Source organism: Cytobacillus sp. Hz8, from assembly GCF_042263505.1.
Taxonomy (GTDB): domain Bacteria; phylum Bacillota; class Bacilli; order Bacillales; family Cytobacillaceae; genus Bacillus_BE.
On the sequence record NZ_JBHKFI010000009.1, the window covers coordinates 1 to 14,484 of the forward strand.

The 14,484-nt window shown below is 39.1% G+C and carries 12 protein-coding genes and 16 tRNA genes; 24 read left to right on the forward strand and 4 right to left on the reverse strand.

What is annotated here, in order from left to right:
• The first annotated feature begins 86 nt into the window (after window positions 1–86).
• The 16 genes from ACE38V_RS12235 (at window position 87) to ACE38V_RS12310 (ending at window position 1,993) form a co-directional block, all read left to right on the forward strand.
• Window positions 87–161: transfer RNA gene (locus ACE38V_RS12235), tRNA-Gly, on the forward strand.
• A gap of 6 nt (window positions 162–167) precedes the next feature.
• Window positions 168–256: transfer RNA gene (locus tag ACE38V_RS12240), tRNA-Leu, on the forward strand.
• A gap of 16 nt (window positions 257–272) precedes the next feature.
• Window positions 273–346 (forward strand) — tRNA-Arg (locus ACE38V_RS12245).
• A 7-nt stretch (window positions 347–353) separates the two neighbouring features.
• A tRNA-Pro gene (locus ACE38V_RS12250) sits at window positions 354–430 on the forward strand.
• A 15-nt stretch (window positions 431–445) separates the two neighbouring features.
• Window positions 446–521: transfer RNA gene (locus ACE38V_RS12255), tRNA-Ala, on the forward strand.
• A 23-nt stretch (window positions 522–544) separates the two neighbouring features.
• A tRNA-Met gene (locus ACE38V_RS12260) sits at window positions 545–621 on the forward strand.
• 37 nt (window positions 622–658) lie between these two features.
• A tRNA-Ile gene (locus tag ACE38V_RS12265) sits at window positions 659–735 on the forward strand.
• Window positions 736–749: 14 nt separating this feature from the next.
• A tRNA-Ser gene (locus tag ACE38V_RS12270) sits at window positions 750–842 on the forward strand.
• A 166-nt stretch (window positions 843–1,008) separates the two neighbouring features.
• Window positions 1,009–1,082: transfer RNA gene (locus ACE38V_RS12275), tRNA-Met, on the forward strand.
• A gap of 7 nt (window positions 1,083–1,089) precedes the next feature.
• Window positions 1,090–1,166: transfer RNA gene (locus ACE38V_RS12280), tRNA-Asp, on the forward strand.
• A 172-nt stretch (window positions 1,167–1,338) separates the two neighbouring features.
• Window positions 1,339–1,411, forward strand: a tRNA-Phe gene (locus ACE38V_RS12285).
• Window positions 1,412–1,427: 16 nt separating this feature from the next.
• Window positions 1,428–1,501: transfer RNA gene (locus tag ACE38V_RS12290), tRNA-Gly, on the forward strand.
• 5 nt (window positions 1,502–1,506) lie between these two features.
• Window positions 1,507–1,583, forward strand: a tRNA-Ile gene (locus ACE38V_RS12295).
• 156 nt (window positions 1,584–1,739) lie between these two features.
• Window positions 1,740–1,814: transfer RNA gene (locus ACE38V_RS12300), tRNA-Asn, on the forward strand.
• A gap of 3 nt (window positions 1,815–1,817) precedes the next feature.
• A tRNA-Ser gene (locus ACE38V_RS12305) sits at window positions 1,818–1,908 on the forward strand.
• Window positions 1,909–1,921: 13 nt separating this feature from the next.
• Window positions 1,922–1,993 (forward strand) — tRNA-Glu (locus tag ACE38V_RS12310).
• Between the two features lie 261 nt (window positions 1,994–2,254).
• Here ACE38V_RS12310 and ACE38V_RS12315 read toward each other — a convergent pair.
• Entirely contained in the window at window positions 2,255–3,184 is a 930-nt protein-coding gene (locus ACE38V_RS12315; RefSeq protein WP_375841535.1) for a 1,4-dihydroxy-2-naphthoate polyprenyltransferase, read from the reverse strand.
• 392 nt (window positions 3,185–3,576) lie between these two features.
• Here ACE38V_RS12315 and ACE38V_RS12320 point away from each other — a divergent pair, with 392 nt between their 5' ends.
• The 6 genes from ACE38V_RS12320 (at window position 3,577) to menC (ending at window position 11,253) form a co-directional block, all read left to right on the forward strand.
• Window positions 3,577–4,980, forward strand: a complete 1,404-nt coding sequence (locus ACE38V_RS12320; protein WP_375841536.1) for an isochorismate synthase — start codon at window positions 3,577–3,579, stop codon at window positions 4,978–4,980.
• A complete protein-coding gene (menD, locus tag ACE38V_RS12325; protein ID WP_375841537.1) occupies window positions 4,977–6,737 on the forward strand; it encodes a 2-succinyl-5-enolpyruvyl-6-hydroxy-3-cyclohexene-1-carboxylic-acid synthase in 1,761 nt (586 codons plus the stop codon). The genes ACE38V_RS12320 and menD overlap by 4 nt, the downstream gene beginning before the upstream one ends.
• Window positions 6,734–7,543 (forward strand): 2-succinyl-6-hydroxy-2,4-cyclohexadiene-1-carboxylate synthase, encoded by an 810-nt coding sequence (menH, locus tag ACE38V_RS12330; protein WP_375841538.1) that lies wholly within the window; start codon window positions 6,734–6,736, stop codon window positions 7,541–7,543. The genes menD and menH overlap by 4 nt, the downstream gene beginning before the upstream one ends.
• A 77-nt stretch (window positions 7,544–7,620) precedes the next feature.
• The gene (menB, locus tag ACE38V_RS12335; protein ID WP_375841539.1) at window positions 7,621–8,439 is read left to right on the forward strand and encodes a 1,4-dihydroxy-2-naphthoyl-CoA synthase; all 819 of its coding nucleotides are present in this window, start codon (window positions 7,621–7,623) and stop codon (window positions 8,437–8,439) included.
• 223 nt (window positions 8,440–8,662) lie between these two features.
• Window positions 8,663–10,150: an o-succinylbenzoate--CoA ligase gene (locus ACE38V_RS12340; RefSeq protein WP_375841540.1), complete on the forward strand. Its 1,488-nt coding sequence runs from the start codon at window positions 8,663–8,665 to the stop codon at window positions 10,148–10,150.
• Window positions 10,147–11,253, forward strand: a complete 1,107-nt coding sequence (gene menC / locus ACE38V_RS12345) for an o-succinylbenzoate synthase (RefSeq protein ID WP_375841541.1) — start codon at window positions 10,147–10,149, stop codon at window positions 11,251–11,253. Before ACE38V_RS12340 ends, menC begins: the two co-directional genes overlap by 4 nt.
• A gap of 45 nt (window positions 11,254–11,298) precedes the next feature.
• Here the strand turns inward: menC and ACE38V_RS12350 are convergent, their stop codons facing one another.
• Both ACE38V_RS12350 and ACE38V_RS12355 read right to left on the reverse strand, forming a co-directional pair.
• Window positions 11,299–11,454 carry a DUF1540 domain-containing protein gene (locus ACE38V_RS12350; protein WP_375841542.1) on the reverse strand — a complete coding sequence of 52 codons (156 nt, stop codon included), beginning with the start codon at window positions 11,452–11,454 and terminating at the stop codon, window positions 11,299–11,301.
• A 142-nt stretch (window positions 11,455–11,596) separates the two neighbouring features.
• On the reverse strand, window positions 11,597–12,535 hold the full coding sequence (locus ACE38V_RS12355) for a metal ABC transporter solute-binding protein, Zn/Mn family (protein ID WP_375841543.1): 939 nt from the start codon (window positions 12,533–12,535) through the stop codon (window positions 11,597–11,599).
• Between the two features lie 409 nt (window positions 12,536–12,944).
• On the opposite strand from ACE38V_RS12355, the gene ACE38V_RS12360 reads away from it, so the two are divergent.
• A complete protein-coding gene (locus ACE38V_RS12360) occupies window positions 12,945–13,508 on the forward strand; it encodes a beta-class carbonic anhydrase (protein WP_375841544.1) in 564 nt (187 codons plus the stop codon).
• Here the strand turns inward: ACE38V_RS12360 and yidD are convergent.
• Complete coding sequence (yidD, locus tag ACE38V_RS12365) at window positions 13,489–13,737, reverse strand: membrane protein insertion efficiency factor YidD (protein ID WP_375841795.1); 249 nt, start codon at window positions 13,735–13,737, stop codon at window positions 13,489–13,491. The two genes, ACE38V_RS12360 and yidD, sit on opposite strands and share 20 nt — an antisense overlap.
• A 208-nt stretch (window positions 13,738–13,945) precedes the next feature.
• On the opposite strand from yidD, the gene ACE38V_RS12370 reads away from it, so the two are divergent.
• Complete coding sequence (locus ACE38V_RS12370; protein ID WP_375841545.1) at window positions 13,946–14,419, forward strand: S-ribosylhomocysteine lyase; 474 nt, start codon at window positions 13,946–13,948, stop codon at window positions 14,417–14,419.
• The last annotated feature ends 65 nt before the right edge of the window (window positions 14,420–14,484 follow it).

A 14,484-nucleotide genomic window follows, 5' to 3' on the forward strand; every position in this document is an offset into this window, starting at 1 on the left:
TGGCGGAATTGGCAGACGCACCAGACTTAGGATCTGGCGCCGCAAGGCGTGGGGGTTCGACTCCCTTCACCCGCACCATTAAGCGCGCGGAAGTAGTTCAGTGGTAGAACATCACCTTGCCAAGGTGAGGGTCGCGGGTTCGAACCCCGTCTTCCGCTCCATGTAATGCCGGGGTGGCGGAACTGGCAGACGCACAGGACTTAAAATCCTGCGGTAGGTGACTACCGTACCGGTTCGATTCCGGTCCTCGGCACCACTTTTAAATTGATAATGCGCCCATAGCTCAATTGGATAGAGCGTCTGACTACGGATCAGAAGGTTGCGGGTTCGACTCCTACTGGGCGCGTTTATTTCGGGAAGTAGCTCAGCTTGGTAGAGCACTTGGTTTGGGACCAAGGGGTCGCAGGTTCGAATCCTGTCTTCCCGACCATTTTTCTTCTCGTATGGGGGCTTAGCTCAGCTGGGAGAGCGCCTGCTTTGCACGCAGGAGGTCAGCGGTTCGATCCCGCTAGTCTCCACCATTCAATTCAGAATAATTATATTTAGCGGCGTAGCTCAGCTGGCTAGAGCGTACGGTTCATACCCGTGAGGTCGTGGGTTCGATCCCCTCCGCCGCTACCAAATATTTTATATAATTTAAACAGATATCAAGCAATCTGGACCTTTAGCTCAGCTGGTTAGAGCAGACGGCTCATAACCGTCCGGTCGTAGGTTCGAGTCCTACAAGGTCCACCAATTTTATTATAAGTGGAGGAATACCCAAGTCTGGCTGAAGGGATCGGTCTTGAAAACCGACAGGCGGGTTAAACCGCGCGGGGGTTCGAATCCCTCTTCCTCCGCCACTTATCATAAGTATTATTATCGCGGGGTGGAGCACGTTGAATAATCCTCATCGAATCCACAACAGCGCACTGATTGAGTAGCATCTTGAATAAGCATACTGAAATCAGGGCGGTCATATCTTGCAGGAACATTATGCATAAGTAAAATAATATTTAATACTATTATCGCGGGGTGGAGCAGTCTGGTAGCTCGTCGGGCTCATAACCCGAAGGTCGCAGGTTCAAATCCTGCCTCCGCAATCGCAATGGTCCGGTAGTTCAGCTGGTTAGAATGCCTGCCTGTCACGCAGGAGGTCGCGGGTTCGAGTCCCGTCCGGACCGCCATTTATATCTTCTATAGGTAAGAATATGGCTCAGTAGCTCAGTCGGTAGAGCACGACCGAATAAGCTACGAAGCAAAAGCATCAGCGCACAAAACGAACAGCTCCCTGAATGGACTTCCTGAGTTTTGGGCGAAGGACAAAGAGGAAATACCTGTAGGTGAATAATTTTATATGGCTCAGTAGCTCAGTCGGTAGAGCAAAGGACTGAAAATCCTTGTGTCGGCGGTTCGATTCCGTCCTGAGCCATCTTTAATATAAATAAGCGGGTGTAGTTTAGTGGTAAAACCACAGCCTTCCAAGCTGTTGTCGTGAGTTCGATTCTCATCACCCGCTCCATTTAGGGGCCTATAGCTCAGCTGGTTAGAGCGCACGCCTGATAAGCGTGAGGTCGATGGTTCGAGTCCATTTAGGCCCACCATATATATTATTCTGCAGTAGCTCAGTGGTAGAGCAACGAGCGATTCTTCAATGAATATGCTTCGAGTTGTACTCATCGAGCCGCTCCTTGGATAGGCTTTCTGAGATGAGGACATTCGGCAAAGTTAATCAAGGCTTAGGAACGTGTACTAGTTATTCCGCAGTAGCTCAGTGGTAGAGCATTCGGCTGTTAACCGAACGGTCGTAGGTTCGAATCCTACCTGCGGAGCCATATGGGGAAGTACTCAAGAGGCTGAAGAGGCGCCCCTGCTAAGGGTGTAGGTCGGGTGACCGGCGCGAGGGTTCAAATCCCTCCTTCTCCGCCATATGAATTTTATCGGCCCGTTGGTCAAGCGGTTAAGACACCGCCCTTTCACGGCGGTAACATGGGTTCGATTCCCATACGGGTCATACAAAAAAACTGTTGAATTTATTTCAGCAGTTTTTTTGTATTTTTTATAGATTGAGAAAATCATTTTACAAGGTATACTCTAATTCATGAAGTGCTGATCATTATTAAGAAACTTTCCATGGATAAAGGTGAAAAGTACTCCTTTATCCATGGAAATGATTTAAGAACAAGGAAATAAAGCCATATTACAGGTAAACAATAATCCTCAATCAGATAGCAGTAAAAACGAGGATAACATAATCGTTACCCTCGTTTTTAATTCAAATAAATGTGCCGATTAATAATCCAACGGATAGAAGTAAACCAAAGAATGTATTGGTTTGTGCTGTGGCTTTCATGGCAGGAATCATTTGAATTGGCATGGTTTTTCCTATAAATCCTTTAATTGCTTTAACAGCCTTAGGAACGCTTAGTATGACAATAAGAAGCCAAGGTGAAGCAACGCCTAATAAGATTAAAGTTAAAACGAATAAATAGGATATACCAAACATTCCAGCTAATAAATAAATGGCTTTTTTTCTTCCTAATAGGATTGCCACGGTTTTTCGTCCAAATTCTTTATCTCCATCTAAATCTCGAATATTGTTAGCAAGTAGAATCGCGCCGACAAGAATGAAAATCGGGACAGAAATGAGGATACTAAAAGTAGTGACATTTCCGGTTTGGATAAAGAAAGAAATCAAAATAATGAGCATTCCCATAAAAAATCCTGCCATCAGTTCTCCAAAAGGAGTATAAGCAATGGGCATTGGACCTCCGGTATATAGATAGCCAATGGCCATGGCAATAAGACCAACTAAGGCTAACCACCAGCTGGAGTTCATACAAATAAAAACTCCAATTAAGATGGATATTCCATACAGACCTAGTGCAATTATCATGACCGTTTTCGGCTTAAACCCGTCACGGACGATGGTTCCACCAATTCCAACAGATTCTTCATGATCTAGTCCTCTAACAAAGTCGTAATATTCGTTGAATAAATTGGTGGCAATTTGAATGAGTAAGCTCGCGAATAACATGGCAAGAAATAAGCCAATATTTATCTTCGTATAATAAAGTGCTAATGCAGTTCCAAGTAGTACAGGCACAAATGCAGCTGTTAATGTATGTGGTCGGGTCATTTTCCACCATACTTTCCAGCCTTTGCTTACTACAGGTGAAGAACTTGTCTGCACTTGTATTTGCATATAACTCTCCCCTTTAGATTTGTATTCAAATCAAAAAAATTTATTATATAATAGCGAAATAATCAAAATGATATAGAAATATATTTTTGACTATTTGGTTACAATTTTAAGTTTAGGTAATATAATAAGAGGTGTCAATGACAATTTTTGAACCTCAATGTCTGTACGATTTTTTATTATAAAATATGTGAAAGAATAAACTTTACATCATTATTATCTTATTATTTGTTTCGCCGATAAAAGAATAGGCAAAAATGGAATGATATATAATAATGAAAAAACTAGGGTTGAACTAGTTGTGAAGATTGACATAGCCTTGTATTGAGGTGTAAATTAAAATAAGTCTAAAAGGTACGATAACAGTTGAGATACTGTTATTTGGAGGGATTTTTTTGGTTACCATGCATGATACGGATTTAAAGGAAGGGATCCAAGAAGCCATCAAAAGAGCTAGTTCTCTTAAATCTGTTTTAGTTAGTGAAGTACAGAAGATTGATTTGATTAATCCTCTAAAGTTTTTTACATCAGGAAATAAAATGAATTTAGGAGAACGCTTTTTTTGGAAAGATACGGAGAGCCAAACGTATTTAGTTGGAATTGGAATATGTAAGAAAATACAATCGGATCAGGGTACTGACCGCTTTTTTCATGTTGAGAGAGAACGGAAGCGCTTAATAGAACAAGCACTTATTTACAATGAATATAGCGTGAATAGTGTCGGACCTATCATGTTTGGTGGTTTTTCTTTTGATCCTTTGAAGAAGAAGACAGAATTATGGTCTAAGTTTGATGATACCCAATTTCATATTCCTAAATATTTATTAACAATCGTGGATGGGCAAGGGTATCTTACAACAAATATATTATGTACTCAGCATGATGATTTTCAGTTATATGAAAAAACTATGATTGAAAGACAAGCACTAATCCATTTCATTTCCCAAAATTCAACGGTAGAAAATGCAAGGATTGTTGAAAAAAAAGAAATTAATCCAGCGGAATGGAAGCAGGCAGTTACAAATCTTGTTCAACGGTTAAATGAGGGAACTTTGAAAAAAACGGTTTTAGCAAGAGAGCTAAGGCTTTATTTTGATAAAGATGTATCAATTGAAATGGTGTTAGAGCATCTTTTAGGTGAGCAAAGAGATAGCTTTATTTTTGCCTTTGAAACAGGTGGGGATTGTTTTATTGGTGCTTCCCCTGAAAGATTGATTAAAAAGACTGGTTCAACTTTTCTGTCAACATGCTTGGCAGGTTCAATTGGCAGAGGAAAGAGTCAAGCTGAAGATGAAGAGCTTGGACAAGCACTTTTAAATGATTCGAAGAATTTGAAGGAACATCAATATGTAGTTGAAATGATTCGAGATGCCATGGAATCGGTTTGTGAAACAGTTGAAATCCCTAATCACCCAAAATTACTTACCATTCGGGATATTCAACATTTGTATACACCTGTTCGAGGAATATCTGATAAAAATACTTCCATTTTAAAATTGGTAGAGAAATTACATCCTACACCTGCATTAGGAGGATTGCCTAAACAAGAGGCAGTCAAAATGATTAGAGAAATCGAAGAATTAGATCGGGGCTTCTATGCTGGACCCATTGGGTGGATGGATTATAAGGAAAATGGTGAGTTTGCCGTTGCGATTCGTTCTGCTTTAATTCAGGGAAATGAGGCTTCTCTATTTGCGGGATGTGGCATTGTGAAAGATTCAAACGCTGAGAGCGAATATTTAGAGACAAATATTAAATTTAAGCCGATGCTCTCAGCTCTTGGAGGAGTAAATTTATGAATCATCAAGAAGCTTTAACATCATATATTTCCGCCTTTGTAGCGGAGTTAGTGAATTGTGGGGTAAAGGATGTGGTGGTGAGCCCAGGCTCACGTTCCACTCCTATTGCTATGGTTATGGCTGAACATAAGGATCTTAAAGTTCACATTCATGTGGATGAACGCTCAGCTGCCTTTTTTGCACTAGGAATGGCAAAGGCCACTTATAAGCCGGTCGCAATTCTCTGTACTTCAGGTACGGCAACAGCTAATTATTATCCGGCTATAGTTGAAGCCCATTATTCACGGGTGCCATTGATTGTTTTAACAGCAGATCGCCCTCATGAACTAAGAGATGTAGGCGCACCGCAGGCCATTGATCAAATCGATCTATATGGCAAACATGTAAAATGGTTTGTGGAGATGGCTCCACCTGAAAACACAACTGAAATGATTCGATATGCGAGGATCTCATGTGCTCGGGCAGCTGCTACGGCTTTACGTGCACCAGCCGGTCCGGTTCATTTGAATTTTCCATTACGGGAACCACTGATTCCTAATCTTGAGCAGGAGGATTTATTTACATTTGCTGAACGTACTGAGCACTATGTACATATTGAAGATACAAAGTTAACGATGACGGATCAACAAGCTCAACATTATGCAAAGCTTATCGAGCGATATGAAAATGGAATTATTGTTTGCGGATCATTAGATAGGGAAGGTAATTTCCCTGAGGAAGTCATTAAGTTTTCGCAAAAAGTGAAATATCCCATTATTGCGGATCCATTATCCCAGCTTAGAAGTAGCAAGCATTTAGATGAAAACATCATAGATACCTATGACACGTTTTTGCGAAATGAGGATGCAAAAGGTGCTTTAATGCCTGAGATCATCATTCGATTTGGTGCTATGCCTGTATCAAAAGCTTTGACTATTTTTATAAAAGAAAATCCATTATCAAAGATAGTAGTTGTAGATGGTGGTGGGGGATGGCAGGATCCTTCTTTGTTATCCTCAAATATGGTTTATTGTGATGAAGTTTTATTTTGTCAGATAGTTTCGAAGTATGTCTCTTTGAAAGATAGGAACTCGGAATTCCTCAAACAATGGAGACAGATTAATTCATTGACGAAAAACCATTTAATGAAAATGAATGATATCTCCGAACTGAATGAAGGAAAAGTATTTTTAAAATTAGCAGAATTGCTGCCTGATGGGGCAACTTTGTTTGTTGGGAACAGCATGCCAATTAGGGATTTGGATACTTTTTTCTTTGCCAATCATAAGTCGATTCGGATTTTGGCTAATCGCGGTGCAAACGGTATTGATGGTACGGTTTCAACGGCACTTGGAGCTGCAACAAAGTCTAAACCACTTTATTTAGTTCTCGGGGATCTAACCTTTTTCCATGATTTAAATGGACTGATTGCTTCAAAGCTACATCAAATCGATATTAAGATTATTGTAATTAACAATAATGGTGGGGGGATTTTTTCATTTCTTCCACAGTCTAATCATCCTGAGCATTTTGAATTATTATTTGGAACGCCACTAGATTTAGATTTTCAGCATGCTGTTAAAATGTTTAATGGCCATTTTGAAAGAATTACGGATTGGAACCACTTTTCATCTGCATTGATGCAAAATTTGGAGAATCCTGGTTTACACGTATTGGAAATTCCGACAAATAGAGAGGAAAATTTAAAAGAACATCGAAATTTGTGGAAAAATGTTTCCTGGGAAATAAGTCAGTTTTTGACTAGTGATTTAGAATGAATTTTGTTATCGACGGCATTCGCTATTTTGTTGAAACCTGCGGAAAAGGGCATCCCCTTTTAGTATTGCATGGTTTTACAGGGGATCATTCAACATGGACCCCATTTTACAAGCAATGGGCACAACACTCCACTTTGTATGCCCTTGATATAGTAGGACATGGGAAAACAGATTCTCCAGCAGATGTGGAGGATTATCAAATACTGCGAGCTGCTGAAGATTTGCATCGCTTTTTGGAGCAAAATCAGATCGAAAAAACAGATGTTCTGGGATATTCTATGGGAGGCAGGCTTGCACTCACCTTTGCTATTCAATATCCTGAGAAGGTTCGAAGATTGATTCTTGAAAGTGCTTCTCCAGGGCTAGAAACGGCTGAGGAAAGACATGAGCGCGTGCAAAAGGATGAGCAATTGGCATTGTTTATTAGAAATGAGGGCATAGAAGCTTTTGTGGAATATTGGGAGAATATCCCGTTATTTGCTAGTCAAAAATTGTTATCGACTGAAAAACAACGGGAACTTAGAAGGCAACGTTTAACCAATTTGCCACATGGCCTTGCTAATAGCTTGCTAGGAATGGGGACAGGTTCTCAGCCATCCTGGTGGGAGCAGTTAGGAAAATTGCCAAATTCAACACTGTTGATAACAGGATCTATCGACAAGAAATTTTGCATGATTGCTGAACAAATGCGAGCCAAGATGAAAAATGCCAAATGGATAACAGTTGAAAATTGCGGACATGCAATTCATGTGGAGAAACCTGAAAAATTTGGTACAATAGTAAGTGAGTTTTTGTCAAATCTATAGGGATAATGGTGAAATTAGGGGATAGGCTTTTATTTCAACAAACCTTATATAAAATTTTCATAAGGAGGTAGCTTTTTATGGCAGTAGAATGGGTTGCTGGCCGTCAGTATGAAGAAATTATTTATGAAACATACCACGGGATTGCAAAAATTACAATTAATCGACCTCATGTACATAATGCATTTACACCTAAGACCGTGATGGAATTAATTGATGCATTTGCCTATGCACGCGATGATTCCAATATTGGTGTAATCATTTTAACAGGAGCTGGAGATAAAGCTTTCTGTTCAGGCGGAGATCAAAAGGTTCGTGGACATGGTGGTTATGTGGGGGATGACCAAATTCCTCGCTTAAATGTATTAGATTTACAGCGCTTAATTCGTGTGATTCCAAAACCAGTGATTGCAATGGTTAAAGGCTATGCAATTGGTGGCGGACATGTTCTTCATATTGTATGTGACTTAACGATTGCAGCAGATAACGCGATTTTCGGACAAACAGGACCAAAAGTCGGAAGCTTTGATGCTGGTTATGGTTCTGGGTATTTAGCTAGAATTGTCGGACATAAAAAGGCACGTGAAATTTGGTATCTATGTCGTCAATATAATGCACAAGAGGCTTTAGATATGGGCTTAGTTAATACAGTTGTTCCACTTGATCAAGTGGAGGATGAAACGATTAAATGGTGTGAAGAGATTTTGGAAAAGAGTCCAACCGCAATTCGTTTCTTAAAAGCTGCAATGAATGCAGATACGGATGGTTTAGCTGGATTGCAGCAATTTGCCGGAGATGCCACTTTGCTTTATTACACAACGGACGAAGCAAAAGAAGGTCGAGATTCGTTTAAGGAAAAACGCAGTCCTGACTTTGGCAAATTTCCTCGTTTCCCTTAATACTAAAGAATTTCATGTTGAAAATGGCTTGATGAGGTTAGCTCATCAGGCTGTTTTTATACTTTCTAAAGTATAAAAACAGCCTGATGAAGATCGACGTAGTGGCTAATTTTAGAAGTATGCCTAATCTTCAACTGAAGGCTCACTAATCGGCGGGTTTTCTTTATAAGGAAGCAAGTTAGGGCTTTGTGAGACATATGTTTTTTAAAAGAGGAGAATCAAATTGGACGTTCAACAGCTACCAAATTTCTTGGTCAAACGCGCATTTTTAACACCGAATAGAAGAGCTTTAGGATTTAACACGGAAGAATATTCTTTTAAAGAACTTTACGAGAAGGCTCTTCGAATTGCCGGTCAATTGGCAAACAAAAATATTAAAAAAGATGACTTTGTTGCGGTTTTATTAAGAAATCATGAAGATACTATTTTTATTTTTCTTGCCCTACAGCTTCTTGGTGCAAGGGCAGTTATTTTGAATGCCCGACTAACGGCTGCGGAAATAACATGGCAAGTTCAGGATTCGGGCGCAGTACTTCTTATAACGGAACAGAAATTTGAGGATATCATCATGGATATAGCTAAGTTTAATTCTGATTTTGTTATCCTAACTAAGGAGGAGCTTTTTTCAAGTCCATATCAATCGCCAAAAATTAATGAAGTGGTGAATAGTCATGATATATGTTCCATTATGTATACATCTGGTACGACTGGGCATCCAAAAGGTGTAATCCAAACGTATGGCAATCACTGGTGGAGTGCGATTGGTTCTGCACTCAATTTAGGAATTACGGAAAATGACTGCTGGTTATGCGCTGTTCCATTATTTCATATTAGTGGTTATTCTATCCTCATGAAGAGCCTTATTTATGGAATGGAGATGCTTTTATTTGAGGCCTTTCATGAGGAGAGGGTTATTGAGGAAATTCAAGCTCAAAATGTAACGATTATGTCAGTAGTCAGTACGATGGCAACAAGAATAGTTGAGAGATTAGGAAATGAAAACTTTCCTTCTACCTTTCGTTGCATGCTGCTTGGTGGAGGACCTGCTTCCCTTTCATTGCTGGAAGAGTGTGTAGCGAAAAACATCCCCATCTTTCAAACTTATGGTATGACAGAGACTTCCTCACAAATTGTAACATTATCACCTGAGGATAGTATTCAAAAGCTTGGTTCTGCTGGGAAGCCGCTTTTTCCTTCCCAATTAAAAATTGTTGATAATCATCACGAATTGGCTGAGCAGAATGAGCCAGGAGAAATTATGGTTAAGGGACCTAATGTTACTATTGGTTATTTAAATAATCCCGAGGCAACAAAAGAAAAATTCGTTGATGGATGGCTCTCTACGGGAGATATCGGCTATTTAGATGAAGAGGGATTTCTTTATGTGTTGGATCGTCGGTCTGACTTGATTATTTCCGGAGGAGAAAATATTTATCCTGCGGAAATAGAAGGAGTATTAACTTCCCATCCTGATGTTCATGATGCGGGAGTGATTGGAATTGAGGATGAAAAATGGGGACAAGTGCCCATTGCCTTTGTTCAAGTAAAAAAAGAACGAAATGGAGCGGAATTACTCGATTTTTGCCGTGAAAAGCTAGCAGGTTATAAGGTACCAAAACAGATTTATTTTGTCGATCAAATACCGAGAAATGCTGCGAAAAAACTATTAAGAAGAGAGCTAAGAGAAATGCTAGAGAAGGGAATCATATGAAGATTAAAGGAATCAATTTAAAGGTCATTAGCATGAGAATGAAAAAACCATTCACCACCCATTTAGAAACTGTGACGAATCGGGAAGCCATTATAGTTGAGATCATCGATTCCGATGGCTTAAATGGCTATGGTGAGGTTGTTGCTTTTTCTTCTCCTTGGTACACAGAGGAAACCGTGAAAACATCTTATCATATGCTAAAGGATTTCTTTATCCCATTGCTCCAAAAAACGCGCATTGCCCATCCAAATGAATTGACGGCCCTACTCTCTAAATTTAGACGAAATCAGATGGCAAAGGCCGGCTTAGAAACAGCTATTTGGGATTTGTATGCGAAGGAACAGCAAAAATCTCTTTCTGTATTACTCGGTGGCACACAATCGACCATCCCATCCGGAGTAGTAGTGGGGGCAAAAACGATTGCTGAATCACTCACACAAATCGAACAATTTTTAAATGATGGGTATCAAAGAGTGAAGATTAAAATTAGCCCGGAAAATGACTTAATGCTCGTCTCAGAAATTCGGAAGCAGTTTCCCAAGCTTCAATTAATGGCAGATGCCAATTCGGCCTATTCATTAAGTGAAATAGCACGTTTACAGGCTTTAGATGAATTTGGTCTGCTAATGATTGAACAGCCACTTGCATATGATGATATTGTGGACCATGCTAAATTGCAAAGGGAGTTAAAAACGCCTATTTGTTTAGATGAAAGCATCGTTACGTTTGATGATGCTAGAAGAGCGGTGGAGCTTGGAAGCTGTCGAGTAATAAATATTAAAATTGGCCGGGTTGGTGGGCTTACAACGGCAAAGAGGATCCATGATTATTGCTATCGTCATCACATTCCTGTTTGGTGTGGGGGAATGCTTGAATATGGGATATCAAGGGCTCATAATATCGCACTGGCATCCCTTCCAGGCTTTTCAATTGCTGGAGATATTTCGGCTTCCAGTCGTTATTGGGAGGAAGATATTACGATTCCTGAGGTGTTTGTGAAGCAAGGTATGATTGAAGTTCCTACAGGGCATGGAATTGGTTATCTGCCTAATAAAAAAAGAATTCAAGATGTATTATTATCAGAAGAAAGCTTTGTTTTATAGATGAAGGCTAAGACCGAATCAAAAGAATCCGTCTTAGCCTTTTTATTACTCAGCAGGCTCGAAGGTTTTGCAGTCAGTCTCTTTTGAGGTATCAGCTTGCGAACCTGTATGACTTACGACATAGATTTGATCTGCCACACATAAGTTTCCTTGTTCCCAAAAGGTACAATTATGGACTTCACATAACACATCTTTTGCCAAAGCAATCCCCCCTTTAAGATTAAATACCACACTAGTTTTTGATGAAAGGAATCCATGCATACTAGTGAATGGATGGAAGGAGAAAAATCTTGTGCTTTTAGCAAAATACCGCTATCCAAAGAATAGCGGCGAATGATTCCTATTATTCATTAAGAGCTATTTTTAATGCGGCAAGATTATCTTCCATGATGCTCATATAATCGCGATTTTGCTTGATATCCTTATCTGTTCGGACAGCTAAATTATGCAAAGTCAATGGCTTAGCCCCAATTTCTTTTTCAACAATTTTCGTAAGCTTTGAAGAGACGTTTTGTTCAAAGAAAATATATTTTAACTTTTCTTTTTTAGCAGTTACAATAATGCTTTTCAATTCTTTTTGTGTTGGTTCATTAGAAGTTGAAAGACCAGAAATACTGATTTGTTTTATATGATAGCGTTGTTCCCAGTAACCGAAGGCAGCGTGCGACACGATGATTTCTTTATGGGCTGAGTGGCTAATAACTTTTTCAAATTTTGTATTTAATTGGTCTAATTCCGCTGTTAGTTTTTGACTATTGGCGGTAAACTCTTTTTTATGCTCCGGCATAGCTTTTATCAGTTCTTTTTCAATGATGGCCACCATATCCTTTGAATAAACAGGATCGAGCCAAACATGTGGATTGATATCTCCATGGTCGTGATCGCCTTCTTCTTCATCTTTAGGGGCAGTGGCTTTATCAATAGGAAGCTGATCTCCTGCTGCGACCAAGCGGACATTTTCATTTTTTAAAGTATCCTTGGCGCTATTTACAAAGCCCTCGAGACCCAAACCAATGTAGATGAAAAGATCGGAATCGGCAAGCTTCATCATATCTTTTTGTGTTGGTTCAAAGGTGTGTTCATCAGCACCTGGTGGATAAATGGTATCAATCTGTACATATTTTCCGCCAATTCTTTCTGTAAAATATTGAAGCGGATATACAGTTGTATAGATGGATAGTTTATCCTTATTTTTCTTAGTTTCATTACTGCTGCTACAGCCAGCCAGAATGAGGCTGAAGCTAAAGAAAAGCAGAAAAAAAGCAGATATTCTTTTATTCATGTAGATCTCCTCTCGAAATTCTCTCTCTTTTTTTATAAAGTGAAACTTCCATCAGTGGGGGTTTTCATTCATCCCCCACTGATGGTTAGTCACGCAGAGCCTGATTGATTTTTCTAAGGGCTGAAGCCCAAAGAAAAATCTTATTTCACTTATCGGACCTTTACGGACAGTTGATCTCCCACCTATCTTCTTCGTATTCTCAGAATCTTGAAGTGGGAGTCTTACTGTCCGTTAAGAGTGGGATAAAATTCCCCAACTCATCTAATTAAAAAGATAATCCGTAATCATTACGATTTAACAAACCTAATCTTACAAAATATTATTTAAAAAATCAAGGGTTAAAGATTGTCTATTTTTGTCTTAATTATGTATCCTAATAGAAGGGAAAAAAATTTAAGAAGGTGATAGGATGAGTCTCTTAGAGGATATCTTAGAGTATAATCAGCATTTTGTTGAAGAAAAGAAGTATGAACAGTTTGCAAGGCCGAAATATCCGCAAAAGAAGATGGTCATTTTATCTTGTATGGATACACGGCTTGTAGAGCTTCTACCAAAGGCGTTAAACTTAAGCAATGGGGATGTAAAATTAATTAAAAATGCAGGTGCCCTTGTTTCGCATCCCTTTGGAAGTATCATGCGCAGTATTTTAGTTGCGGTTTATCAATTACAGGCCCATGAGGTCATGGTGGTTGGGCATCATGATTGTGGGATGTGTGGAATGAAATCTGGAGATGTCATTGAAAAAATGATAGATCGGGGGATTGATGCGGATATCCTAAATACTTTAAATAATTCAGGGATTGATATTCATCAATGGCTTCATGGTTTCGATAATGTAAAAGAAAGTGTCGCTCATAGTGTCGATATGATTAGAAATCATCCCCTTTTCCCTAAGAATGTTCCGGTCCATGGATTGGTGATCAATCCGGATACAGGAAAATTAGATTTAGTTATTAATGGTTATGACCATTAAGCTTTGAATCTGACTTTTCAGGTACAGGATCGAATCCACCTGGATGAAATGGGTGGCATTTTAAGATTCTTTTGATTGTGAGCCATCCTCCTTTTATCGGGCCAAAACGTTTGATTGCTTCAATGCCATAATGGGAGCAGGTTGGATAAAAACGACAAGTTGGTGGCTTTAATGGCGAAATGACGATTTGATAAAAGCGAATGATTCCCACCATTAATTTTTGAATCATTTGAAACAACTCACTTTCCTTTGTTAAGTACACCATATCATATCTCTTGAATTTCGTCTAAAAATGGAAATTCGTATTATTTTGATGAATTTACTAGGAATTTGCGCTATAATTAATTGTAGATTTTTAAGTTGTTCAATCTAGCTGGGTTTATCGAATATAAATCTCCAGGAAGATTTGAGCATATTTTTTATAGGAGTGATGATACATGCCTTCAGTTGAAAGCTTTGAATTAGATCATAATTTGGTGAAAGCACCCTATGTGAGACATTGTGGTGTTCATAAAGTCGGTACAGACGGTGTTGTTAATAAATTCGATATCCGTTTTTGTCAACCAAATAAACAAGCGATGAAACCAGATTCCATTCATACACTTGAGCATTTATTAGCTTTTAATATAAGAAAGCATAGTGCGAAATACGATCATTTTGACATCATTGATATCTCTCCAATGGGATGTCAAACAGGTTTTTACTTAGTGGTAAGTGGAGAACCTACAGTCGAAGAAATTATTGATTTATTGGATGCTACAATGAAAGATGCATTGGAAATTACTGATATTCCAGCTGCGAATGAAAAGCAATGTGGGCAAGCTAAGCTTCATGATCTTGAAGGGGCTAAACGCTTAATGCGTTATTGGCTTGAACAAAGCAAGGAAGATTTAAAACAGATATTTGCTTAAATGAATTTATGTAAAGAAGGCTGTCAAGAGAAATAAGCTCTTGACAGCCTTCTTTTTTTACATGA